20 protein-coding genes are annotated in these 23,391 nt (G+C 70.9%); 10 read left to right on the forward strand and 10 right to left on the reverse strand.

The window, feature by feature from the left end; all coding sequences use genetic code 11:
- Positions 1 to 122 precede the first annotated feature (122 nt).
- Positions 123 to 452 carry a chorismate mutase gene (locus ACN28C_RS10115; RefSeq protein WP_422773237.1) on the reverse strand — a complete coding sequence of 110 codons (330 nt, stop codon included), beginning with the start codon at positions 450 to 452 and terminating at the stop codon, positions 123 to 125.
- Positions 453 to 739: 287 nt separating this feature from the next.
- On the opposite strand from ACN28C_RS10115, the gene pcrA reads away from it, so the two are divergent.
- The 4 genes from pcrA (at position 740) to ACN28C_RS10135 (ending at position 5,235) form a co-directional block, all read left to right on the forward strand.
- Complete coding sequence (gene pcrA / locus ACN28C_RS10120) at positions 740 to 3,148, forward strand: DNA helicase PcrA (protein WP_422773238.1); 2,409 nt, start codon at positions 740 to 742, stop codon at positions 3,146 to 3,148.
- Positions 3,149 to 3,192: 44 nt separating this feature from the next.
- On the forward strand, positions 3,193 to 4,035 hold the full coding sequence (locus tag ACN28C_RS10125; RefSeq protein WP_422773239.1) for a helix-turn-helix domain-containing protein: 843 nt from the start codon (positions 3,193 to 3,195) through the stop codon (positions 4,033 to 4,035).
- Between the two features lie 74 nt (positions 4,036 to 4,109).
- On the forward strand, positions 4,110 to 4,721 hold the full coding sequence (locus tag ACN28C_RS10130; RefSeq protein ID WP_422773240.1) for a dihydrofolate reductase family protein: 612 nt from the start codon (positions 4,110 to 4,112) through the stop codon (positions 4,719 to 4,721).
- Positions 4,722 to 4,746: 25 nt separating this feature from the next.
- The gene (locus ACN28C_RS10135; protein ID WP_422773241.1) at positions 4,747 to 5,235 is read left to right on the forward strand and encodes a pyridoxamine 5'-phosphate oxidase family protein; all 489 of its coding nucleotides are present in this window, start codon (positions 4,747 to 4,749) and stop codon (positions 5,233 to 5,235) included.
- Between the two features lie 25 nt (positions 5,236 to 5,260).
- On the opposite strand, the gene ACN28C_RS10140 is transcribed toward ACN28C_RS10135, so the two are convergent.
- Positions 5,261 to 6,193 (reverse strand): M23 family metallopeptidase, encoded by a 933-nt coding sequence (locus tag ACN28C_RS10140; RefSeq protein WP_422773242.1) that lies wholly within the window; start codon positions 6,191 to 6,193, stop codon positions 5,261 to 5,263.
- A gap of 273 nt (positions 6,194 to 6,466) precedes the next feature.
- A complete protein-coding gene (locus tag ACN28C_RS10145) occupies positions 6,467 to 7,198 on the reverse strand; it encodes a M23 family metallopeptidase (protein ID WP_422773243.1) in 732 nt (243 codons plus the stop codon).
- A gap of 397 nt (positions 7,199 to 7,595) precedes the next feature.
- Between ACN28C_RS10145 and ACN28C_RS10150 the strand changes: the two genes are divergently transcribed.
- From ACN28C_RS10150 to ACN28C_RS10165, 4 genes are all read left to right on the forward strand, one after another.
- The gene (locus ACN28C_RS10150) at positions 7,596 to 8,003 is read left to right on the forward strand and encodes a cobalamin B12-binding domain-containing protein (RefSeq protein ID WP_422773244.1); all 408 of its coding nucleotides are present in this window, start codon (positions 7,596 to 7,598) and stop codon (positions 8,001 to 8,003) included.
- Between the two features lie 565 nt (positions 8,004 to 8,568).
- Positions 8,569 to 9,747 (forward strand): ADP-forming succinate--CoA ligase subunit beta, encoded by a 1,179-nt coding sequence (gene sucC, locus ACN28C_RS10155; protein ID WP_422773245.1) that lies wholly within the window; start codon positions 8,569 to 8,571, stop codon positions 9,745 to 9,747.
- 1 nt (position 9,748) lies between these two features.
- Positions 9,749 to 10,648, forward strand: coding sequence for a succinate--CoA ligase subunit alpha (gene sucD, locus ACN28C_RS10160; RefSeq protein WP_422773246.1), 900 nt, complete (start codon positions 9,749 to 9,751; stop codon positions 10,646 to 10,648).
- A gap of 175 nt (positions 10,649 to 10,823) precedes the next feature.
- Positions 10,824 to 12,278, forward strand: a complete 1,455-nt coding sequence (locus ACN28C_RS10165; RefSeq protein WP_422773247.1) for a DUF6350 family protein — start codon at positions 10,824 to 10,826, stop codon at positions 12,276 to 12,278.
- A gap of 156 nt (positions 12,279 to 12,434) precedes the next feature.
- Here the strand turns inward: ACN28C_RS10165 and ACN28C_RS10170 are convergent, their stop codons facing one another.
- Positions 12,435 to 13,034 carry a hypothetical protein gene (locus ACN28C_RS10170; RefSeq protein WP_422773248.1) on the reverse strand — a complete coding sequence of 200 codons (600 nt, stop codon included), beginning with the start codon at positions 13,032 to 13,034 and terminating at the stop codon, positions 12,435 to 12,437.
- A 272-nt stretch (positions 13,035 to 13,306) separates the two neighbouring features.
- On the opposite strand from ACN28C_RS10170, the gene purH reads away from it, so the two are divergent.
- The gene (gene purH / locus ACN28C_RS10175) at positions 13,307 to 15,505 is read left to right on the forward strand and encodes a bifunctional phosphoribosylaminoimidazolecarboxamide formyltransferase/IMP cyclohydrolase (RefSeq protein ID WP_422773249.1); all 2,199 of its coding nucleotides are present in this window, start codon (positions 13,307 to 13,309) and stop codon (positions 15,503 to 15,505) included.
- A 61-nt stretch (positions 15,506 to 15,566) separates the two neighbouring features.
- On the opposite strand, the gene ACN28C_RS10180 is transcribed toward purH, so the two are convergent.
- The 6 genes from ACN28C_RS10180 to ACN28C_RS10205 form a co-directional block, all read right to left on the reverse strand.
- Complete coding sequence (locus ACN28C_RS10180) at positions 15,567 to 16,013, reverse strand: hypothetical protein (RefSeq protein ID WP_422773250.1); 447 nt, start codon at positions 16,011 to 16,013, stop codon at positions 15,567 to 15,569.
- 204 nt (positions 16,014 to 16,217) lie between these two features.
- Complete coding sequence (locus ACN28C_RS10185) at positions 16,218 to 17,252, reverse strand: ABC transporter ATP-binding protein (protein ID WP_422773251.1); 1,035 nt, start codon at positions 17,250 to 17,252, stop codon at positions 16,218 to 16,220.
- On the reverse strand, positions 17,239 to 18,288 hold the full coding sequence (locus ACN28C_RS10190) for an ABC transporter ATP-binding protein (RefSeq protein ID WP_422773252.1): 1,050 nt from the start codon (positions 18,286 to 18,288) through the stop codon (positions 17,239 to 17,241). Before ACN28C_RS10190 ends, ACN28C_RS10185 begins: the two co-directional genes overlap by 14 nt.
- 4 nt (positions 18,289 to 18,292) lie before the next feature.
- Entirely contained in the window at positions 18,293 to 19,222 is a 930-nt protein-coding gene (locus tag ACN28C_RS10195; protein ID WP_422773253.1) for an ABC transporter permease, read from the reverse strand.
- Positions 19,223 to 19,235: 13 nt separating this feature from the next.
- Positions 19,236 to 20,174 carry an ABC transporter permease gene (locus tag ACN28C_RS10200; RefSeq protein ID WP_422773254.1) on the reverse strand — a complete coding sequence of 313 codons (939 nt, stop codon included), beginning with the start codon at positions 20,172 to 20,174 and terminating at the stop codon, positions 19,236 to 19,238.
- A gap of 102 nt (positions 20,175 to 20,276) precedes the next feature.
- The gene (locus ACN28C_RS10205) at positions 20,277 to 21,908 is read right to left on the reverse strand and encodes a peptide ABC transporter substrate-binding protein (protein WP_422773255.1); all 1,632 of its coding nucleotides are present in this window, start codon (positions 21,906 to 21,908) and stop codon (positions 20,277 to 20,279) included.
- A gap of 476 nt (positions 21,909 to 22,384) precedes the next feature.
- Between ACN28C_RS10205 and ACN28C_RS10210 the strand changes: the two genes are divergently transcribed.
- On the forward strand, positions 22,385 to 23,266 hold the full coding sequence (locus ACN28C_RS10210; protein WP_422773256.1) for a bifunctional methylenetetrahydrofolate dehydrogenase/methenyltetrahydrofolate cyclohydrolase: 882 nt from the start codon (positions 22,385 to 22,387) through the stop codon (positions 23,264 to 23,266).
- The last annotated feature ends 125 nt before the right edge of the window (positions 23,267 to 23,391 follow it).

A 23,391-nucleotide genomic window follows, 5' to 3' on the forward strand; every position in this document is an offset into this window, starting at 1 on the left:
GCCCGGGGCGCGGGCCGCCATCCATGCGGCCGGCGTCCCGGGCCCGCGTCAACCGGCTCCGCCCGCGTCACCAGGCTGCTGCTCAGGAAGCGCGGGTCGGCTGTCCAGAGCGCGTGGGCTGCTCAGAGCGGGCCGCGACCGGCGCGGAGCAGTAACAGGGCGAGCTGGGTGCCGTCCGCGCCGAGCGCCTCCCGGAAGCGGTCCAGGATCTCGCGCTCCCGGGAGAGGACGAGCCGGGTGCCGCCGGAGGCCATCCGGGTCCGGCCGACCTGCTGGGAGAGCGCGGCCCGCTCCCGCCAGAGCGCGATCAACTCGTGGTCGATCTCGTCGATCCGCCCGCGTAGCCCGAGAATGTGCTCCGAGGCTTCCGGTGCGCTGGTCCCGGTAACGGGCTCGGCACCGTTCGACTCGACGGGTTGCTCCGCCACCTCTGCTGCCACCTCTGCCGCCATGGGGTCCTCCCTGCCAGTTGGCCCCGGTGCCTGGAACCCGACGCTAAAAGCCCCGGGCTCCAGGAGCCCGGGGCTTTCGTAGGTCATGTCTCAGGCGCGACCCACGGCTGCCGGACTCCCGGAGCCGTAGTAAAAGTAGGGCCGCACCCGATGGATCACGGCTTGAGTATGCCCAGCCAGCGATGGCTTGGCAAGCACATCGCCGATCCCCGCCCAACGGTCCGGCGGGGGCGTACGGCCCGGCGGAGGCGTACCTTGTCCGCCCGGCGGCATAGACTCGCGGGGCGATGCATGCTCTCTTCGAACCCCCGCCGCCCTCCGTCCCGCCGGCCGAGGACGCGCCGCGCCGCCGGCCCTCGCCCGCCGACCCGCAGGCCCTGCTGGCCGGGCTGAACGGGCCGCAGCGGGCTGCGGTGACCCATTCGGGCTCGCCGCTGCTGATCGTGGCGGGCGCCGGTTCGGGCAAGACCCGGGTGCTCACCCACCGCATCGCCTACCTGCTCGCCGCCAGGGACGTGCATCCGGGGCAGATCATCGCGATCACCTTCACCAACAAGGCGGCCGGTGAGATGAAGGACCGGGTCGCCGCGCTGGTCGGGGGGCGGGCCCGGCTGATGTGGGTCTCGACGTTCCACTCGGCCTGCGTACGCATCCTGCGGGCCGAGCACGAGCACGCCGGCCTGAAGTCGACGTTCTCGATCTACGACGCCGACGACTCGCGCCGGCTGATGCAGCTTGTCACCCGCGAGCTCGACCTCGATCCGAAGCGCTATCCGGCGCGCGGGCTGACCACCCAGGTCTCCAACCTGAAGAACGAGCTGATCGACCCGGAGACCTTCGCCGCCCGGGCGTCGGGGCCGAACGAACGGGCACTCGCCGAGGCGTACACGCTCTACCAGCGGCGGCTGACCGAGGCGCACGCGCTGGACTTCGACGACCTGATCATGACGACGGTGCACCTGCTCCAGTCGCACCCGCACGTCGCGGAGAGCTACCGTCGTCGCTTCCGGCACGTTCTGGTCGACGAATACCAGGACACCAACCACGCGCAGTACACGCTGGTCAAGGAGCTGGTCGGCGGCACGCCGGGGTTGGAGCCCGCCGAGCTCTGCGTGGTCGGCGACGCCGACCAGTCGATCTACGCGTTCCGGGGCGCCACGATCCGCAACATCCTCGAGTTCGAGCGGGACTTCACCGACGCCCGCACCATCCTGCTGGAGCAGAACTACCGCTCCACCCAGACGATCCTCAACGCCGCCAACGCGGTCATCGAGCGCAACAGCTCGCGCAAGCCGAAGCGGCTCTGGAGCGAGGAGGGGGCCGGCGAGCAGATCGTCGGCTACGTCGCCGACACCGAGCACGCCGAGGCGGACTGGGTGGGCCGGGAGATCGACAGGCTCTGCGACGCCGGTGCGGCCCGTCCGGGTGACGTCGCGGTCTTCTACCGCACCAATGCCCAGTCCCGGGTCTTCGAGGAGGTCTTCATCCGGGTCGGCCTCCCCTACAAGGTGGTCGGCGGGGTCCGGTTCTACGAGCGCAAGGAGGTCAGGGACGCCCTGGCCTACCTGCGCGCGGTTGTCAACGACGACGACACGGTCAGCATCCGGCGCATCCTGAACACCCCGCGCCGGGGCATCGGCGACCGGGCCGAGGCCTGCGTGGCGGCGCTGGCCACCCGGGACCGGATCTCGTTCGGCGCCGCGCTGCGCCGGGCGGCCGAGGCGCCGGGCATCTCCACCCGGGCCGCCAACGCCATCGCCGAGTTCGTCTCACTCCTCGACGAGTTGCGCGAGTTGGCCGAAACGGCCCTGCCGGAGGAGGTGCTGGAGGCGGCCCTCACCCGCTCCGGCTACCTCGGCGAGCTGGAGGAGAGCATCGACCCGCAGGACGCCGGCCGGGTGGAGAACCTCCAGGAACTGGTGAGCGTCGCCCGGGAGTACACCGAGCGGGTCGAGGCGCTCGCCGGCGACGAGGACGGCCCCGGCGCCACCCTGGCCGGCTTCCTGGAGCAGGTCGCGCTGGTCGCCGACGCCGACCAGGTGCCGTCCGACGACCCCGACCACCAGGGTGTGGTCACCCTGATGACCCTGCACACCGCCAAGGGCCTGGAGTTCCCGGTGGTCTTCCTGACCGGCCTGGAGGACGGCGTCTTCCCGCACCTGCGCGCGCTCGGCGACAACCGGGAGCTGGAGGAGGAGCGCCGGCTGGCGTACGTCGGGATCACCCGGGCCCGCAAGCGGCTCTACCTCTCCCGGGCGGTGACCCGGTCGGCCTGGGGGCAGCCCTCCTACAACCCGCCGTCCCGGTTCGTCGACGAGCTGCCGGGCGACCTGGTCCGCTGGGAGCGCACCGGCGCCGCGTACACCTCCTGGTCGGGGACGGGCGGCGGCGTGGGTGGCCGGTCCGGCGCCGAGGAGCGCTCCGGCGGACACCGGGGCGGCGGCTTCGCCGGGGGTACGCCGAAGGCCGCCCAGCTCGCCTCGCGGCTCGGCATCGACGCCAGTCGGCTCAGCACCGCCAGTGAGCTGAAGCAGCCGCCCAAGGTCGCCGTCGGGGACCGGGTCAACCACCAGCGGTACGGCCTCGGCCGGGTGCTGGCGGTCGAGGGACACGGTCCGGGTGTCCGGGCCCAGATCGACTTCGGCGACCAGACGCTCTGGTTGGTGCTCCGGCACGCCCCGATCGACAAACTCTGAGCACCGTCGGCGACGAACGGCCCCGCCAGGGTCGAGGAGGGTTCGTGGAATACGTCGGCCAGGTGCCCGCCCCGCCGCTCGACCGGTTCATCGACGACATCTACTACCTGACCGGGGCCCCGCGGTACCGCAGGATGAACGTCCCACCGATGCCGTCGGCACACCTCTTCGTCAACCTGGGGGAACCCGTCCGCGTCTGGGATTCCGATCCTGCGGTGCCACCGGCGCTCTTCACCGACGGGTGGTTCGTGGGCGTGTGGACCAGGCGGTTTCTTGTCGAGTACCCCACGCGGGTCCGGCTGGTCGGGGTCCACTTCAAACCCTGGGGCATGTCGCCTTTCGTCGACATGCCGGCGACCGAGCTGCGGGACCGGTGGGTGCCGGTCGACGCTGTCTGGCAGGGGGCGCTGGACCGGATTCGCAACCAGGTCGGCGGCGTCGCATCGGCTATCGAGACGTTGCGGGTGCTGGAGGAGGAGCTGCGGTCGCGACTTGCCGAGGCGCCCGTGGGCGGCCTCGACCTGGTCCGGCGCACGGGCGGGCGATTGGAGACGTTCCACGGCGCGGTCCCGATCGGTGCGCTGACCGACGCCGCCGGGGTGAGCGGCACCCACCTGGCCACGCAGTTCAAGTCCCACATCGGGATCACTCCAAAGCGGATGGCGCGGATCTACCGATTCGCGCGCCTGATCCTCTCCGTGGACGCCATGCGCCCGGTCGACTGGTCGCAGCTCGCTCACCGCGGGGGCTACTTCGACCAGGCCCACTTCAGTAGGGAGTTCAAGGATTTCACCGGCCACACTCCGACCGAATACCTGGCCCTGCGGCGCCGGTTCCCGGCCGAGCAGGGGTTCCCGCCGGACAGCGGTCCGATGCCCGCTGTGTGATTTTTTACAAGCTCAGTCGCCCGAGGAGCGACAAGATCAGGGGCGAATACCCAAGGAGATGCCGAGGAGAATTCGTGGGCGCAGTGATCATGCACAACGTGGTGTCGGTGGACGGCTTCATCGCCGACGAGCGTGACGACGTCGGGCCGCTCCACGATTGGTACTTCAACGGCGACACGCCGATCACCGAAGGCGGCGATCAGCCGTACGATCATTCCGGAGTGGGCAGCAGTTTCAAGGTCTCGCGTGCATCGGCGGTGTACGTCCGGACGATGTGGGATCGCGTCGGCACCATCGTGCTGGGCAGGCACCTGTTCGACCTGGTGAACGGCTGGGAGGGTCATCCGCCCGTGGGTGACCACGTGGTCGTCGTGTCCCACCGCCCCAAGCCCGAGGGCTGGCACCCCGAGGCGTCGTACCACTTCCTCGATGACGTGACCGCTGCGATCGAGCGGGCCAGGGAACTCGCCGGGGAGCGGGACGTCGCCGTGAACGCCGGCAATGTGGGCAGCCAGATCTTCGGGGCCGGACTCGTGGACGAGGTGGCGATGGATGTGGTGCCCGTGGTGTTCGGGTCGGGCAAGAGCTATTTCGGCAGCATCGACGGGCAGCATCTGCTGGAGGATCCACACGTGGTCGTCCAGGGCGACCGGGTTTTACACCTGAGGTTCAAGGTGCGCCGATAGCCCCCCGACAGAAGGCCGCTTCACGATGACCGCGGACGATATCACCGCACACGCACGAGCGTTGCTTGATGCGAACGTGTTCCTGACCCTCGGCACGGTCGATTCGGCTGGCCGGCCCTGGACCTCCCCGGTCTACTTCGCCGCATCGGGCCTCCGCGAGTTCTACTGGAGCTCCGACACCGACGCCGTGCACTCACGCAACCTCACCGAACGCCCGCAGGTGAGCATTGTCGTGTTCGACTCGAGCGTCCGGCCCTACCACGGTCGTGCCCTGTACGCGGTCGGGCCGGCACGCGAACTGCACGGCGACGACCTCGAGCGCGGACTGCAGGCGTACCCCGGGCCCGCCGACCGGGGCGGTACCGCGCTGACCCGGGACGACGTGACCGGTTCCTCGCCGTACCGCCTCTACCGGGCGACGGCGACCGACCTGTGGGTCCTGTGCCCTCGGGCGCCGAGACAGCCATGCCCACTGCACGGCCTGGCCAAGGACCACCGCACCCGCGTCGAGTAGCGACCGCGGGAGACCTGCGAACCGGTCAGCAGCCCAGGTCGACGCCGCGGGCCCGCATCCAGGGGGCCGGGTCTATCTGGTTCCACAGCCCCTCGTGCACCTCGAAGTGCAGGTGCGGCCCGGTGGCGTCGCCGGTGGCCCCCTCGTAGCCGATCACCTGGCCGGGGGTGACCCGCTGCCCGACGCTGACCACCGTCCGGCTCTGGTGGGCATAGTGGGTCAGGTAGCCGTTGCCGTGGTCGACGACCACGGAGATGCCGTATCCGGCGAAGGCCCATCCCGCGTTCACCACCGTGCCGGCCCCGGCGGCCCGGATCGGGGTGTCCGCCGGCATCGCCAGGTCGATGCCGGCGTGCATCGTCCCCCAGCGGGGACCGAAACAGGAGGTGACGTCGGCGCCCGGCATCGGGTCGACCCAGGCCGGCGCCGCGCGGCTGGCGGTCGGGCTCGCCTTCGTCGCGGGCGTGCTGCTGCTGCGGGCCGGTCCGGCGGTTGCCGGCGTGCTGCTGGGGGACGGGCCGGTCGCGGCGGCGCTCGGCGGCGGGGCTGCGGTGACCTCGGGGATGCCCTCCCGCGCGGATCGGTCGGCACGTTGTGCGGCAGCGGCCCTGGCCGCCTCCTGCTCCGCCACCGAGACCCGCTCGGACGCCCGGTCACTGCCCGCACCGACGGTCACCGCCGTCACCGCGCCGGCCACCGCGACAACGAGCAGGGCGACCAGTCCGAGGACGAGGTACGGGCGGCGGCGGCGGCCGAGCCGGTGCCGGGCGACGCCGGAGCGGCTGCGGCGCGCGCCCGGCCCGGGGCCACGCGAAGTACCGCTCGACGTCGTGTCACCGCTCGACGTCGTGTCACCGCTCGACGTCGTGCGAGCGGTCGGCTCGGCGTCGCCGGTCGGCGTGGCGGTCGGCGCGGCGTCATCGGTCGGCTCGGGCTGGATCGGGTCGGTCTCCGGCACGACGCGGGTCCCTTCCTGAGGCGGGCATGGACCCGGAAATCGTGGCGGCGTGCCGGTGCCCGACCGCCGTCGGGGCGCCGGAGTGGACCGGCGGGCGGGGCACGGTGCGCGGAGCTACGCCGGAAATGCCAACCGTTGGGCGCTTTCCGGCGTACCGCCGTTGTGTGGCGGCTCACAGCGGCCGATGTGACGGAGGGAACTTCTCCGAAGTGCCGGAAACATCAAAACCGCCCGAACGGTAGCGATCGGGCAGTAAAGTGACGTTACAGATAGTCAGGAAACGGGTACGTCTCCGTAAAGGTCGTCGACCTGGAGCTGGATGTCCACTCCCCGGTCCCGCAGGTAGGGGATCGGGTCCGTCGGCTTGCCGTTGACATGCAGCTCGAGATGCAGGTGGGAGCCGTAGGAGTGGCCGGTGTTGCCGACCAGGCCGAGCGGATCGCCGGCCTTGACCTCCTGCCCCTCGCTCACCAGCAGCTTCGACGAGTGCCCGTAGATCGACTCGGTGCCGTCGGGATGCTGGACGATCACGCAGTAGCCGTATCCGCCGTACCAGCCGGCCTTGGTCACCGTGCCGGCGTGCACCGCGTTGTAGGGCGTGCCCTCGACGGCGGCCAGGTCGATGCCGGCGTGCAGCTTGTTCCACTTCATCCCGTAGGGCGAGGTGAAGTGGTATTCCTCGAGCGGGAGCCGCCAGACCTCCGGGGCGGCGGCCAGCGTGGAGGCGAGGCCATCCTCCCGCTCGTCGGTCCGGGAAGCCCGCTCGGTCTCGGCGTCGGCGGCCCGGGCGCTCAGGTCCTCACTGGTGGCGGCGGCCTTCTCCAGGTCGGCGAGTGCGGACGGGCTGACCGCCTTGGCGTCCGGCAGAGCCCCCGCGCCGAGCGCGACGACGCCGGCGCCGACGAACGCGGTGGTGACGACGGCGGCGTAGCGGCTGCGCGGGGGTGTGGGGACGCGTCGTCGCCCTCGATAGCGATCGGGCTCAGACGACAGGCGCTGGCGCACGCACACCCTCCGTTGTCGGGTCAGTGTTGCGACCGTCACCGGCGTTCGAGGATCGAGGTGAACTCCGGTTGACCGCGTTGTCACCCGGTCATGGACCTGATGGCAACCGTGGGCCACGGTAGCCAACCCCTAGGCGCGCCACAAGTCGCAGCGCCATATTGCCGGTTCGCTGTGCGGTTGTCCGTCATGGAATGCCACATCTCGTAACCTTTTGCGATCGGCCTCGTTATTGACGCTCAGTTACCTTGCTGACGGCGCGCTGTCATCGGATCGGCTCGACTCGGGGTGATCCCGGAGTCGCTGACCGGGGGTCGCCGGATGGCTTCCCGGGGGCCGGCGACTGGGTTACCGTTCGTTAAGGTGGGTCTGGTCGGTGTCCTGGAGAGGTGTTGCGCTGATGAGTTCTCGGATCCGGGTCGTCGTCGCCAAGCCCGGCCTGGACGGGCACGACCGGGGCGCGAAGGTGGTCGCCCGTGCCCTGCGGGACGCCGGCATGGAGGTCATCTACACCGGCCTGCACCAGACGCCGGAGCAGATAGTGGAGACGGCGATCCAGGAGGACGCCGACGCGATCGGCCTCTCGGTGCTCTCCGGGGCGCACATGACGCTCTTCCGCCGGGTGCTGGAACTGCTCACCGAGCGGGACGCGGCAGACCTGGTCGTCTTCGGCGGCGGGATCATTCCGGAGGCGGACATCCCGGAACTGGAGCGGATCGGCGTGGCAAGGATCTTCGGCCCGGGCGCCACCACCGGCTCGATCGTGGAGTGGGTCCGGGCCAACGTGGGTCAGCCCGTCGTCGGCTGAACGCCGCAACCGGTCCCGACGCCGGCCCGTCGACCCCGGCGCCCGGCCCATCGACCCGGCCCACGCCTTTCCGGTCGGCTGCGGCGTCTCCCCTCGAAGGACGGAGAGCCGGCGAGCAGGTCGGCGCGGGATGGGGGAGAGGCCGGACGCACCCCTCACACGTCCGGCCTCTCTATGCACGATGCCCCGCCGCCACCCCTCGACCGACAGGGCATCGGCCGTATCCGTCGTTGCGCTTCCCCCAGCACTCCGACATCAGACTCAACGACGTCCCTTACGCCGGGTTACGCCGCGCGGGGAATCTTTTCCGGGCCCACCGACTGCGAGTTTCCGCGCCCGCCGTGCACGAGCCCGTCCGGCGGCGGCGAAGGGTGCCTCCGGCGGCGGGGTGGGGGCACGTCCGGCGGTTGTGCGTTACCGCACACCGAGCACCCACGTGGATGCCGGCCGTGGTCGCCTCGCTAGGCTGCGGCGATGGCCTGTTTTGCGTACGTCGGGCCACACTCATTCACACGCTGGCGGCGGTGCGACGGCGCGCCGCGGAGACGGGACGGGACGCGCAATCGTGGACCTGTACGAATACCAGGGGCGTGAGCTGTTCGAGCGGCACGGGTTGCCCGTGCTGGCCGGCGGCGTAGCGACGAATCCCGAGGAGGCCCGCGCGATCGCCGAGCGCCTCGGCGGCCGGGTGGTCGTCAAGGCCCAGGTGAAGGTCGGTGGCCGGGGCAAGGCGGGCGGCGTCAAGCTGGCCGAGGGGGCGGACGAGGCGGTGGCCCGGGCCACCGACATCCTCGGCATGGACATCAAGGGCCACACGGTCGACAAGGTCATGCTGACCGTGACCGCGGACATCGCCGAGGAATACTACTTCTCCTACCTGCTCGACCGGGCGAACCGCACCTTCCTCTGCATCGCCAGCGTTGCCGGCGGCATGGACATCGAACAGGTCGCGGCCGAGACGCCGGAGCGGGTCGCCAAGGTGGCAATCGACGCGAACGCCGGCGTCGACGAGGCCAAGGCGCGCGAGATCGTCGAGGCGGCCGGCTTTCCCGCCGAGCTGACCGACCAGGTGGTGCCGATCGCCGTACGACTGTGGCAGGCATTCGTGGCCGAGGACGCCACCCTGGTCGAGGTGAACCCGCTGGCCCGGACGACCGACGGCACGGTGCTCTGCCTGGACGCCAAGGTCTCGCTCGACGAGAACGCCGCCTTCCGGCACCCCGACCACGAGGCGCTGGTGGATCAGGCGTCGGTGGACCCGCTGGAGCAGCGGGCCAAGGAGAAGGACCTCAACTACGTCAAGCTCGACGGCGAGGTCGGCATCATCGGCAACGGCGCCGGCCTGGTCATGTCCACCCTCGACGTGGTGGCGTACGCGGGCGAGTCGCACGGCGGCGTCAAGCCGGCGAACTTCCTCGACATCGGCGGCGGCGCGAGCGCCGCGGTGATGGCGAACGGACTCGAGATCGTGCTCTCCGACCCGTCGGTGCGCAGCGTCTTCGTCAACGTCTTCGGCGGTATCACCGCCTGTGACGAGGTCGCCAACGGCATCATCCAGGCCCTCGCCCTGCTGGCCGAGCGTGGCGAGACGGTCGAAAAGCCGCTCGTGGTGCGGCTCGACGGCAACAACGCCGAGGCGGGGCGGGCAATCCTCGACGGCGCCGCCAACCCGCTGGTGCAGCGGGTGGACACTATGGACGGTGCGGCCCAGCGGGCCGCCGAGCTCGCGGCTGCGGGGGTCTGAGATGGCAATCTGGCTGACGAAGGAATCGAAGGTCGTCGTACAGGGGATGACCGGTTCCGAGGGCATGAAGCACACCCGGCGGATGCTGGCGGCCGGGACCAACGTGGTCGGCGGGGTCAACCCGCGCAAGGCGGGCCAGAAGGTCGGCTTTGACGGCCTCAACGACGGGGTCGAGCTGCCGGTCTTCACGAACGTCGCCGAGGCGATGGCGGCCACCGGCGCCGACACGACGGTCATCTTCGTGCCGCCGCAGTTCACCCGGGCGGCCGTGGTCGAGGCGATTGACGCCGGCATCCCGCTCGCGGTGGTGATCACCGAGGGCGTGCCGGTGCACGACACCGCCGCGTTCTGGGCACACAATCTCGCGCAGGGGGAGCGGACCCGGATCATCGGCCCGAACTGCCCCGGTATCGCCTCGCCGGGCGCCTCCAACGCCGGCATCATCCCGGCCGACATCAGCGGTGCGGGCCGGATCGGCCTGGTCAGCAAGAGCGGCACCCTGACCTACCAGATGATGTACGAGCTGCGTGACATCGGCTTCTCCACCTGCGTCGGCATCGGCGGCGACCCGATCATCGGGACCACCCACATCGACGCGCTCGCCGCGTTCCAGGCCGACCCGGAGACCGACGCCATCGTGATGATCGGCGAGATCGGCGGTGACGCCGAGGAGCGGGCGGCCGAGTTCATCAAGTCCAACGTCACCAAGCCGGTGGTCGGCTACATCGCCGGGTTCACCGCCCCGCCTGGCAAGACCATGGGACACGCCGGTGCGATCATCTCCGGCTCGGCCGGCACCGCCGACGCCAAGAAGGCCGCCCTGGAGGCGGCGGGGGTGAAGGTCGGCAAGACGCCGAGCGAGACCGCCCGGCTGATGCGCGGGCTGATGTCGGGCAACTGACCGATCGGGGAGACCGGGGCCGGCTGAGGATGTCCGCCGGCTCCGGCCGCCCTTGTCGCACCGACTCGCGGATGTCGCGCCGGCTCCGGCCGGCCGTGTGGTGGCGCCGGCTCCGGCCGGCCGTGTGGTGGTGTCGTAGACGTGCGGACCCGCTGTTGTGCCAGAGTAGGCGCTGATGCCACCACCCACCGTTCCTGACCGGTCGGGCCGGCCGGAGCGGCCGGAGACCGACCCCACCGCGCCGGCCGGACGGCGTGCGGAGCCGGCGGAGGCCGATCCCGCTGGTCGGCGTGCGGAGCCGCGGAGCGATCCGGCCGGTCGACGTGCGGAGCCGGCGGAGCGCGCGGAACGGCGTCGCAACGGGCTGGGCGGAAAAGCTCCGCCGGAGGAACAGGCCGGGCTCGACCGTCGTGGTGCTGGCCACCGCCCCCGCCGGGTGCCCCGGCAGCGCCGGGGCGGGACGGGAGGTCCCGGCCGGGCTCCGCTGGCGGTGGCGGCGGCGGTGGCCGCCGGCTGGGCGGCCCTGATCTGCTACCTACCGGTCGCCGCCGTTCTCGGAGCGGCCCGGCTCGCCGACGGCGGCGACCTCGCCGGCGCGGCGCGCCTGGGGCTGGCCGGCTGGTTGCTCGGGCACGGCGTGCCGCTGCAGACCGACGCCGGGCCGTTCGGCCTGCCGCCGCTCGCCCTCGCCATGCTCGCGGCCTGGCGGCTGAACCGGGCCGGTGTGCACGTCAGTCGGGCGGCCCGGGTCCGGGAACGGCCGACGGCGGGACGGGCACTCGCCGTCGCGGGCGCGGTCGGCATCGGGTACGGCACACTCGGTGCACTGGCCGCGCTGCTGCTGGGCGGCGGTGGCCCGAGCGCCGCACCGCTGCGGGCCGGGTGGACGCTGACCGCCTTCGGTACCGTCGCCGCGCTGTTCGGGGCGCTGCGCGCCAGCGGCCTACTGGTGATCGTGGCCCGGCGTACCCCGCTGGTGCTCCGGGACGGGCTGCGTACCGGGGTCGTCGCGGCCCTGCTGTTGCTCGGGGCGGGGGCCGGAGCCGCCGGCTTGGCGGTGGCGACCGGCGGTGGGGAGGCGGCCGACATGATCGGGGCCTATCGCACCGGTCTGCTCGGCCAGGCCGGCATCACCCTGGTCAGCCTCGGCTACGCACCGAACGCGGCGGTCTGGGCCGCCAGCTATCTCCTCGGGCCAGGATTCGCCGTCGGCACCGACACCGCGGTCCGTACCTCCGAGGTCTCCATCGGGGCGTTGCCGGCCGTACCGCTGCTGGCCGGGCTGCCACAGGGGCCGCTCGGCGGGGTCGGTGGCGCCGTGCTCGCCGTTCCGGTGCTGGCCGGCATGGCCGCGGGATGGCTGCTCGCCCGGCGCAGGATGCGCTCCGCGATCGAGCGGAACGCGGCCCCGCCCGGCTGGGCCCCGCTGATCGGCGCGGCCGCGGTCGGCGGACCGGTCGCCGGGGCGGTGTTGGGGCTCGCGGCGTTCCTCTCCGGGGGGCCGCTCGGCGGCGGCCGGCTCGCCGAGGTGGGGCCGGCCTACTGGCAGGTGGCTGCCGGGGGAACCGTCGTCGTGCTGGTCGGCACCCTGATCGGCGCCGTCGCAACCCGCGCGATCGGCCGCGTCTGAGAGCGGTCGGGGCTTAGTTCGCCGGGCGTGTTGGGCGGGCGGGTTTGCCGGGCGGGTTCGGCAGGCTGGGAAAGCGCTTGGGGCGCCCCGGAACATCCGGAGCGCCCCACTGCGGCTGTCACCGTCTCCGGGCGGCGCTGCGCCCGCCGGAAACGGTCACGGGGTGTAGGAGAACCCGTTGACGTTCAGCACGACCGCGAGGATCGCATTGGCCACCCCGAGGACCAGGCCGACCGCGCCGCAGATCAGACCGGCCGTGGCCTGGCCCCCGTTGCTGGCCTCGCCCCGGCTGGCCTTGCCCCGGCCGAGGTAGCCGAGCACGATGGCGGCGATGCCGGCGACGATGCCGAGCGCGGCGCAGCACGCCGCCGGGATCGAGATGATGCCGACGATCATCGCGATCAGTCCGAGCGTGTTGTTCTGCCCGCCGGCCGGGGCGTACCCCCCGGTCTGGTAACCGGGAGCCGCGCCGTAGGGCTGGCCCGGCATCGGCTGCTGGCCGTACGGATCCTGGTACGGCTGCTGCGCATCCTGGTACTGCGGCTGACCGTAGGGCTGGCCCGAGGTGGGTGGCTGACCGTAGGGCTGGCCCGAGGTCGGCGGCTGACCGTAGGGCTGGCCCGAGGTCGGCGGCTGACCGTAGGGCTGGCCCGAGGTGGGCTGCTGCGGCTGGGCGTACGGATCCTGCGGTTGCGGTGTGTTCGGATCCGACGGCTGCTGCCCGTACGGGTCCTGGCCTGGGTAGCCGGGCTGCATGACAAGACTCCTTCGACAGGTCCTACGGGTTAGACGTTAGCCGCGTCTACTTGCCGGGGTACAGCGGTGCCCCGAGCGTCCGGCAGCGTACCTAATCAGCGCCACTTTGGTGGTCCGCCCTGCGCCCGACATGCCGATCGTGACCGGCGCCCCTCTCCCGCGGGCGAGCCGTCTCCCCGGCCAAACCGGATCGCCTGCTCCGCCGGGAAGTCAGCCTGACCTGCACGACAGCCGCCCGGTAGTCGACCTGACCTGCCCGATAGGGTGCTGGGGTGACTGAGCCCGCGGCGGCAGCCCGCATCGTCGTCCTCGTCTCCGGCTCCGGAAGCAACCTCCAGGCCCTGCTCGACGCCGCCGCGGACCCGGCGTACGGGGCCCGGGTGGTGGCTGTCGGCGCGGACCGGGACGGCATCGCCGGACTCGACCGGGCCGCCGCTGCCGGGGTGCCCACCTTCGTCGACCGGGTCCGGGACCACCCGACCCGCGAGGAGTGGGATCGCGCGCTCACCGCGCACGTCGCGGAGCACCGACCGGACCTGGTCGTCTCGGCCGGCTTTCTCAAGCTGGTCGGCGGGCACTTCCTGGCGGCCTTCGGCGACCGGTACGTCAACACCCACAACTCGCTGCTGCCCGCGTTTCCCGGCATGCACGGCCCGCGCGACGCCCTCCGCTACGGAGTCAAGCTTGCCGGGGCCACACTGTTCTTCGTCGACGCCGGTGTGGACACCGGACCGATCGTCGCCCAGGTGGCCGTGCCGGTGCTGGACGACGACGACGAGGAGACCCTCACCGAGCGGATCAAGGTGGCCGAGCGACGTCAGCTCGTCACTCAGGTCGGCCGGCTGCTCCGGGAGGGCTGGACGATCACTGGAAGAAAGGTCACGATCGGAGTGAGCGACTCACGTTCCGGCGCGGACGGCCGGCGGCCGGTCAGGCGTGCGCTGGTCAGCGTCTACGACAAGAGCGGGCTGGTCGAGCTCGCCAGGGCCCTGCACGCCGCCGGTGTCGAGATCGTCTCGACCGGAAGCACCGCGGCGACCATCGAGGCGGCCGGGATGCCGGTCATCCCGGTCGACACGGTGACCGGGTTCCCCGAGGTGCTGGACGGCCGGGTCAAGACGCTGCATCCGAAGGTGCACGCCGGGCTCCTGGCCGACCTGCGGCTCGATCGGCACGCGGCGCAGCTCGACGAGCTCGGCATCGCCCCGTTCGACCTGTTGGTCTCCAACCTCTACCCCTTCGCCGAGACGGTCGCCTCCGGCGCGGACTTCGACGGCTGCGTCGAGCAGATCGACATCGGTGGGCCGGCAATGGTCCGGGCGGCCGCCAAGAACCACGCCTCGGTGGCGGTGGTGACGTCGGTGTCGGCGTACCCGTCGGTGTTGGCGGCTCTGGCCGACGGCGGTTTCACCGCCGCGCAGCGCCGGCAGCTCGCGGCCCGCGCCTTCGCCGACATCGCCGAGTACGACGTCGCGGTGGCGAACTGGTTCGCGGTCCGGACCGGGCCGGAGGAGCAGGAGTGGCCGGCCTTTGCGGGTCAGGTGCTGACCGCACCCACCCCGCTGCGGTACGGCGAGAACCCGCACCAGGCGGCGGTGCTCTACGTCGATCCGGCCTCCCCGCCCGGGCTGGCCCAGGCGGTGCAGTTGCACGGCAAGGAGATGTCCTACAACAACTACGTCGACGCGGACGCGGCCTGGCGGGCGGCGAACGACTTCGTCGACCGGCCGGCGGTAGCGATCATCAAACACACCAACCCGTGCGGCATCGCCGTCGGGGTCGACGTGGCCGACGCGCACCGCAAGGCGCACGCCTGCGATCCGGTCTCCGCGTTCGGTGGGGTGATCGCGGTCAACCGGCCGGTCTCGGTCGCCATGGCCGAGCAGGTGGCGGAGGTCTTCACCGAGGTGGTCGTGGCACCCGACTTCGAGCCGGGCGCGGTCGACGTGCTCTCCGGCAAGAAGAACATCCGGCTGCTGCGGGCGCCGGCCTGGGCGCCGTACCCGGCGGAGTGGCGCCCGGTCAGCGGGGGCGTACTGGTGCAGATGGCCGACCGGGTGGACGCGCCGGGCGACGACCCGGCCGCGTGGCGGCTGGCCACCGGCGAGCCGGCCGACGCGGCGACCCTGGCCGACCTCGCCTTCGCCTGGCGTGCGGTCCGGGCGGTGAAGAGCAACGCGATCGTGCTCGCCGCCGACGGTGCGACGGTCGGGGTGGGGATGGGGCAGGTCAACCGGGTCGACTCGGCACAGCTCGCCGTCTCGCGGGCCGGTGCGGACCGGGCCCAGGGCGCGGTCGCCGCGTCGGACGCGTTCTTCCCGTTCCCGGACGGGCTCCAGGTGCTGGTCGGCGCCGGGGTCCGGGCGGTTGTCCAGCCCGGCGGCTCGCTGCGCGACGAGGAGGTCGTGGCGGCGGCCACGGCGGCCGGGATCACCATGTACTTCACCGGTACCCGGCACTTCTTCCACTGATTCCTGTCGGGCCGCCGGTCCCCTGTCCGGGGTGCCGCCGGTCCCTGACCGGGGGCGCCGGTCAGCCGACCCGCAACACCACGGTGCCGGTGGCACCGCCGGACCGGCTGGCCCGCACGGTCCAGCAGCCGGCGGTGGGAAAGTTCCAGCCGGTGCCCCACTCGTCACCCGGCCTGCTCCAGGAGCTGCCGCCGTGCGCGGTGGGTCCCCAGACCGGCTCGACGGTGGCGCCGTCCGGACCGGTGGCCCGGATGTGGAACGAGCCGGAGCCGGTCATCCGCCAAACGATCTTCTCGTCCCGGCCGGCCCGCAGCTCCGGGCCGCCGCGCGGGAAGAGCAGGCCCCAGAGGGAGTTTCCGGCGTTCGCGACACCCTGCACCTCGGGCGGTCCCTCCGCCCTCTCCACCGGCGCCGATGCCGTCGGGGTCGCTCCGGCGGTGCCCCGGCCGTCCCCGGTGCAGCCCACCAGCGGGACCGTCGAGGCGACCAGGGCCAGCGTCACGAGCACTCTTCGCACCATGCACACGAGCACTGTTCGCACCATGCACACGAGCACTCTTCGCACCATGTAGACGAGAGCCCGGGAGCCATTGTGTGGTTCCCGGGCTCTCCACCCCCGCCGTACGCTCGGTCCTGCCTCGCGCGCGGCGTCTATCCGTACCGGGCGGTCTGCCGCCCGGTCGGTCTCCCGGATCCGCCTGCCTGCTACCTGCTACCTCAGCTCGGCGAAGTGGCAGGCCGACGGGTGCGGCTCGACGGCCCGGAGGACGAGCTGCGGCTCCTGGGTGGCGCAGATCTCCTGCGCCTTCCAGCACCGGGTCCGGAACCGGCACCCCGAGGGCGGGTCGGCCGGCGACGGCACGTCGCCGTCGAGCCGGATGACCTCGCGGTGCGCCCGGGCCTTCGGGTCCGGCACCGGCACCGCCGAGAGCAGCGCCTGGGTGTAGGGGTGTGTCGGCCGCTCGTAGATCTCGTCCTCGGTGCCGATCTCCACGATCTTGCCCAGGTACATCACCGCGACCCGGTCGGCGATGTGCCGCACCACCGACAGGTCGTGTGCGATGAAGATGTAGGAGAGGTCCAGCTCGTCCTGGAGGCTCTCCAGCAGGTTGATCACCTGGGCCTGGATCGACACGTCCAGTGCCGAGACCGGCTCGTCACAGACGATGATCTCCGGCTTCAGGGCGAGCGCCCGGGCGATGCCGATCCGCTGCCGCTGCCCGCCGGAGAACTGGTGCGGATACCGGTTGACGTGCTCGGGGTTCAGTCCGACCAGGTCCAGCAGTTCCTGGACGCGGTGCCGCCGGGAGCCGCGCGGCGCCGCGTCCGGGTGGATGTCGAACGGCTCGCCGATGATGTCGCCGACCGTCATCCGGGGGTTCAACGAGGTGTACGGGTCCTGCATGACCATCTGCACGTTCCGGCGCATCCGGCGCAACTCCCCGCCGGAGAGCTTGAACATGTCCCGGCCCTCCAGCATCGCCCGGCCCGAGGTCGGCGTCTCCAGCCGCATCAGCAGCTTGGCCAGGGTCGACTTGCCGCAGCCCGACTCGCCGACGATGCCGAGGGTCTCGCCCCGGCCCAGTTCGAAGCTGACCCCGTCGACCGCCTTCACCGCGCCGATCTGACGCTTGAAGACGATGCCCTGGGTGATGGGGAAGTGCTTGACGACGTTCTCGACCCGCAGCACGGTCTCACCGCGCGACCTGGTCGGTGTCGTCGTCCGCTGCTCCTCAGAGCGTGCCATCGAGGACCTCCTGGGCGAAGTGGCAGGCGCTGGTCCGGCCGTTGCCGAGCGACCGGGCGGCCGGCACGACGTCGACGCACTCCTGCCGGGCGTACGGGCAGCGCGGGTGGAAGGGGCATCCGCTCGGGATGCGCATCAGGTTGGGCGGCAGGCCCCGGATGGTGGTCAGCCGCTGGCCCTTGAGGTCGAGCCGGGGAATCGACTCCAGCAACCCCCTGGTGTACGGGTGTGCCGGCGCCTCGTAGAGCGAGTGCACGTCGGCGTGCTCGACGATCCGGCCGGCGTACATCACGGCGATCCGGTCGGCCACGTCGGCGACGACCCCGAGATCGTGGGTGATCAGGATCATCGCCATGTTCAGGTCCCGGCGCAGTTCGCCGAGGAGGTCCATGATCTGGGCCTGCACCGTCACATCCAGCGCGGTGGTCGGCTCGTCGGCGATCAGCACCTTCGGGTCCAGCGCCAGCGACATCGCGATCATGACCCGCTGCCGCATCCCGCCGGAGAACTGGTGCGGATAGTCCCCGACCCGCTGCCGGGCGCCGGGGATCTTGACCAGTTCCATCAGCTCGATGGCCCGGCGCCTGGCCCGGGCCCGGGAGAGTCCCTCGCGCAGCCGCAGCATCTCGCCGATCTGCCAGCCAACCGGGAAGACCGGGTTCAGTGCGGAGAGCGCGTCCTGGAAGATCATCGAGATCTGCTTGCCGCGTACCTTCCGACGCTCCTCCTCGGGCAGCGAGAGCAGGTCGGTGCCGCGGTATCGGATCTGCCCGGACGGGATCACCGCCGGTGGCATGTCCAGGATCCCCATGATCGCCTGGGCGGTCACCGACTTGCCGGAGCCCGACTCACCCAGCACCGCCAGGGTCTCCCCGGCGTCCAGGTGGTACGAGACGCCGTTGATCACCTTGGCCACGCCGTCCCGGGTGTGGAACTCGACGAAGAGGTCGCGTACCTCCAGCAGGTGCCCGCCGTCGGTGGCGCCGGCACCCTGCGGTCCGCCCTGCCCGCTTCGTTCGTTCAGGTAAACCGACATGTGATCACCGCAGCTTCGGGTCGAAGGCGTCGCGGATCGCGTCGCCGAGCATGATGAAGGCCAGTACGGTCAGCGCCAGGAAGGTCGAGGGCACCACCAGCGGCAGCGCCGACTCCCGCATGTGGGTCCGCCCGGCGTCGATGTCGATGCCCCAGGAGATGGTCGGGGCCTTCAGGCCGATGCCGAGGAAGGAGAGCGTCGCCTCGGCGGCGATGAAGGAGCCGAGCGCGATGGTCAGCACCACGATCACCGGCGCCAGCGAGTTGGGCAGGATGTGTCGCCACATGATGCGGCCGTTGTTGGCGCCGAGCATCCGGGCCGCCGCCACGTAGTCCTGCTGCTTGGCGCTGATCACCGAGGAGCGGATCACCCGGGCGGCGGTGGTCCAGCCGAGGACGGCGAGGACGAGGATCACCGCGATGATCCGGACGTTCGGGCTGTCGCTGCCGATCCGCTTCAGCAGGACGATCGCGGCCAGCAGCAGCGGGATGCCGAGGACGATGTCGATCACCCGGGAGAGTGCCGCGTCGATCCACCGGCCGAAGTAGCCGGCGAGCATGCCGACGGTGATCGCGATCAGCCCGGTCAGCAGCGCGGAGAGGGCGCCGACCAGCAGGGAGGCGCGGGCACCGAAGACGGCTCGGGCGTAGATGTCGCAGCCCTGGAAGTCGTACCCGAACGGGGCCCCGCCGCCGGGTCCGGCGTGCTGCCGGGACAGCGTGCAGTCCTGCGGGTCGTTCGCGGTGAACAACCCGGGGAAGGCGGCCATCGCGGTGACGGCCACGACCAGGAACAGCGAGATCCAGAAGATCGGGTTGCGGCGCAGGTCGCGCCAGGCGTCACCGGCCAGGCTGCGTGGCCGGGTGGCCGGGTCGCCCGATCCGGTCCCGCTGCCGGCCGCCTCGGCCGTGGTGACGGTGTGCAGATCACTCATTGCGCTACGTCCCTCACTCGTACCGGATGCGGGGGTCGAGGACGGCGTAGAGGACGTCGACCACGAGGTTGGACACCAGGTAGACCACGACCAGCACGCTGACCAGGCCCACCACCAGCGGACCGTCCTCGGTCTTGATGCCGCGGAAGAGGTTGAACCCGACGCCCGGAATGTTGAAGACGCCCTCGGTGATGATCGCGCCGCTCATCAGGTTGCCGAGTTCGACGCCGAGAAAGGTGATCACGGGGATCAGGGAGTTCCGCAGCACGTGCACGCTGACCAGGCGCCGGGTCGGCAGGCCCTTGGCCCGCGCGGTCCGTACGTAGTCCGAGCGCATGTTCTCCGCCACCGACGTGCGGGTCAGCCGTAGCGCCGTGGCCAACGACAGGGAGCCGAGCACGATGCCGGGCAACAGCAGGGCGTAGAGGCTCGGCTCGGCACCGGCGGTCGGCGGGAAGAGCGGCAGCTTGACGCCGAGGAAGTACTGGGCGAGCGGCGCCAGCACGATGGTGGGGACGCCGAGCACCAGCAGGGTCAGCACCAGGGTGGCGTTGTCGAAGATGCCGCCCCGGCGCAGCCCGGCGACGACCCCGGCGGTGACCCCGACCAGGATCGCCACCAGCAGCCCGATGATCGCGAGTTTGGCGGTGACCGGCCAGGCCTGTGCCAGCATGTCGCTGATCTTCCGGCCGGTCAGGGAGTCGCCGAGGTCGCCCCGGAGCAGGTTGCCGACGTAGTCGAAGTAGCGGTAGAAGAACCCGCCGATCCCGGTCTGGTCGAGGTGGAACTTCTCGGTCAGGTACGCCCGCTGCGCGGCGCTGACCGGGCGCTCGCCCGCGAGCGCCTGGATCGGGTCACCCTGTCCGGCGAACATCAGCGCGTAGACGATCAGTGTGGTCCCGAAGAAGGCCAGGACCATCTGAAGCAGGCGCCGCACGATGTAGCGGAACATCCTTGCTTACTCCCCCGTGGCTTGCTCCCCTGTGGAAGCGGTCCAGTGGAACGGTCCGGGCCACCCGCTGGACGGGTGACCCGGACCGGCCCTGCGCTCAGCTCAGCTGACGACCTCGATCTTGGTCAGGTCGACGACCTGGAAGAGGTCGACCTCGACGTTGGTGACCCTGGTCGAGTGCGCGTAGACGTTCTGGCCGAACCGGAGCGGGATGACCGGCATGTCCTGGGCCAGGATCTGCTCGGCCTGCTGGTACTTCTGGATCGCCTCGTCCGGGGTCGCCGCGGCGGTGCCCTCCGCGACCAGCCGGTCGAACTCCGGGTTGCTGTAGCCGTAGTAGTTCGACGAACCGTTTGTGGTGTACAGCGGGCCGAGGTAGTTCTCCATGGACGGGTAGTCCATCAGCCAGCCCAGCCGGATCAGGCCGACCGGCTGCTTCTGCTCGACCTTGGTCAGCAGGTCCGAGAACTTCGGCTCGGCGGTGCCGACGCACTCCACGCCCAGGTTGGCCTTGAGCTGGTTGCAGGTGGCGTCGACCCAGTCCTTGTGCCCGCCGTCACCGTTGTAGGTGATCTTCAGCTCGGCGGGGCCACCGGCGGCCTGGTAGAGCTCCTTCGCCTTGGCCGGGCTGAACTCGCAGGCCTCGCCGCAGGTGTCCTCCTGGTAGCCGGCGACGACCGGCGAGACGAACGAGCGGGCGGAGATCTGCGACTCCTTGAAGATCGACTTTGCGATCTCGTCCCGGTCGATCGCCATGGAGATCGCCTTGCGCACCTCCGGCTTGCTGAACTCCTCCTGGAACGTGGGGAAGGCCACGAACTGGAAGGACGAGTTCTGGCTCTGCTGGAACCGGTCGCCCAGGTCGGTCGGCGCGGTGCTCAGGTTCTCGGTCGGCACCGTCACGTCCACGTCGAGGTTGTCCGAGAGCACGTCCGCGTACGCGGCGGTGAGCTGCTGGTAGATCCGGAACTCGGCGCCGGCGATCTTCGGCTTCTCACCCGGGTACGCGTCGTAGCGCTCGACCTCGACCTTGGCGTCGTGCAGCCAGGTGCCCTTCATCTTGAAGGGGCCGTTGCCGATCGGGGCGTCCTCGTAGCCGTCCTTGATCACACCGGGGGACGAGAACGCGGCGTCCGGCAGGGGGTAGAACGCGGTGTAGCCGAGGACGGTCTTGAACTCGGCGTACGGCTTGGCCAGCGTCACCGTGAAGGTCAGGTCGTCGACCTTCTCCAGCCCGCTCATGGTGGTGGCTTTCGGCTCCGGAGCCTTCTGTGGGCCCTCTTCGCCGTCCGGGTCCTTCGACTGGAGGTCGTCGTAGCCGGCAATCTTCTCGAAGAAGTAGCTGTTGCCCTGGCCGTTCGGTGCGTAGGCGCCGTAGTTCCAGGCGTTGATGTAGTTGTCGGCGGTCACCTTCTCGCCGTCGTGGAAGGTGTAGCCGTCCTTGAGCTTGATCGTCCAGGTCAGGTTGTCGGTCGACGTCACCGACTCGGCCGCGACCTCGTACGGCTTGTTCTCGGCGTCGTAGTCCACCAGGGGGGTGAACAGGGCCGAGAGCACCTGGTTGCCGCTCGAGTCGTTGGTGTTTGTGGAAATCAGGTGCTGCGGTTCCGAGATCTGGATCGAAACCGTGGCATTCGGGTCGCTCTCCCCCGAATCGCCGCCGCCACAGGCCGCGAGGCCGAGGGTCGCGGCAAGGGGGAGGGCGGTCCAGGCAGCGAGCCTACGAACCTGCATGAAGCCTCCTCGTCTCCTTTACGCTGAGCAGTCGTCCCGACACTGGGGTAACGCTGTGCAACGCTCGGTAAAGGTAGGTCGCGGCAGGAGCCATGGCCAAACTGGATGGTTACGGGTCAGTAACTCGGCAGGCTCTCAGGGCTTGCGCATATTCGGCACGAGCTGCTAAAGAGAGTCCGGCTCGACGTATCCGCAGAATCGGTCATCTAGCACTAATCCCCCTATAGCTGGCGCCATACCGATCTGTTGCCGAGGTCTGTTGCCTTGAAGATTAATCCCGTTTCGCCCCTGTCGGCTGGTCCAGAATGTGGACAACTCCACAAGGCCCTAACTCACCGTGACTAACGACACGGTTACACATAGTCATGGGGCGGTGCCAGTCGCGCGGACGACCGCCGCTGGGCCGAGTAGCCGATCCCGGCACCGACCGACCGGGTGCCGGGTCGGCTGGCCGTACCGCGTGAGACGATCTGCCTGTGACGGCCACCCTTCTCGACGGCAAAGCGACCGCGGCAATCATCAAGGACGAACTGCGCGACCGGGTGAAGGCGCTGGCCGATCGGGGCGTCGTACCAGGTCTCGGCACGGTGCTGGTCGGCGACGACCCCGGTTCCCAGGCGTACGTCAACGGCAAGCACCGGGACTGTGCCGAGGTCGGCATCGCCTCGATCCGCCGCCAGTTGCCGGCCGACGCCACCCAGGCACAGGTCGACGCCACCATCGCGGAACTGAACACCGATCCGGCCTGCCACGGCTACATCGTGCAGCTCCCGCTCCCGATCCAGCTGGACACCCAGCGTGTGCTGGAGATGATCGACCCGGAGAAGGACGCCGACGGGTTGCACCCGGTCAACCTCGGCCGGCTCGTCCTCGGCTATCCCGGCCCGCTGCCCTGCACCCCGCGCGGCATCGTCGAGCTGCTGCGCCGGCACGACGTGCCGCTGCGTGGCGCCGAGGTGGCCGTGGTCGGCCGGGGCAACACGGTCGGCCGACCGCTCGGGCTGCTGCTGACCCGGCGCAGCGAGAACGCCACAGTGACGCTCTGCCACACCGGCACCCTGGACCTGGCCGCGCACACCAGGTCCGCCGACATCGTGATCGTGGCCGCCGGCGTGCCCGGACTGCTCACCGCCGACATGGTTCGGCCGGGTGCGGTGGTGGTCGACGTCGGAATCACCCGGGTGATCGGCGCAGACGGCAAGGGCCGCTACACCGGCGACGTCGAGCCCGAGGTCGCCGAGGTGGCCGGCAAGCTGGTGCCGATGCCGGGCGGGGTGGGCCCGATGACCCGGGCCATGCTGCTCAGCAACGTCGTGGAGCGCGCCGAGGCCGACCTGGAGCCGGCCGGAGAGAGCTGACCCGGGCCGGCGATGCGGGCCGCCCGGGTGTGAGCCGGTGCCGGCCAATTCCGCCCCTGGCCAGAACCGCACACTCCTGGCTGATACCGTCCGGAAATAACCAGACGGGTATCAGGGAGTGGGAC

This window comes from Plantactinospora sp. WMMC1484 (assembly GCF_049315195.1).
GTDB lineage: Bacteria > Actinomycetota > Actinomycetes > Mycobacteriales > Micromonosporaceae > Plantactinospora.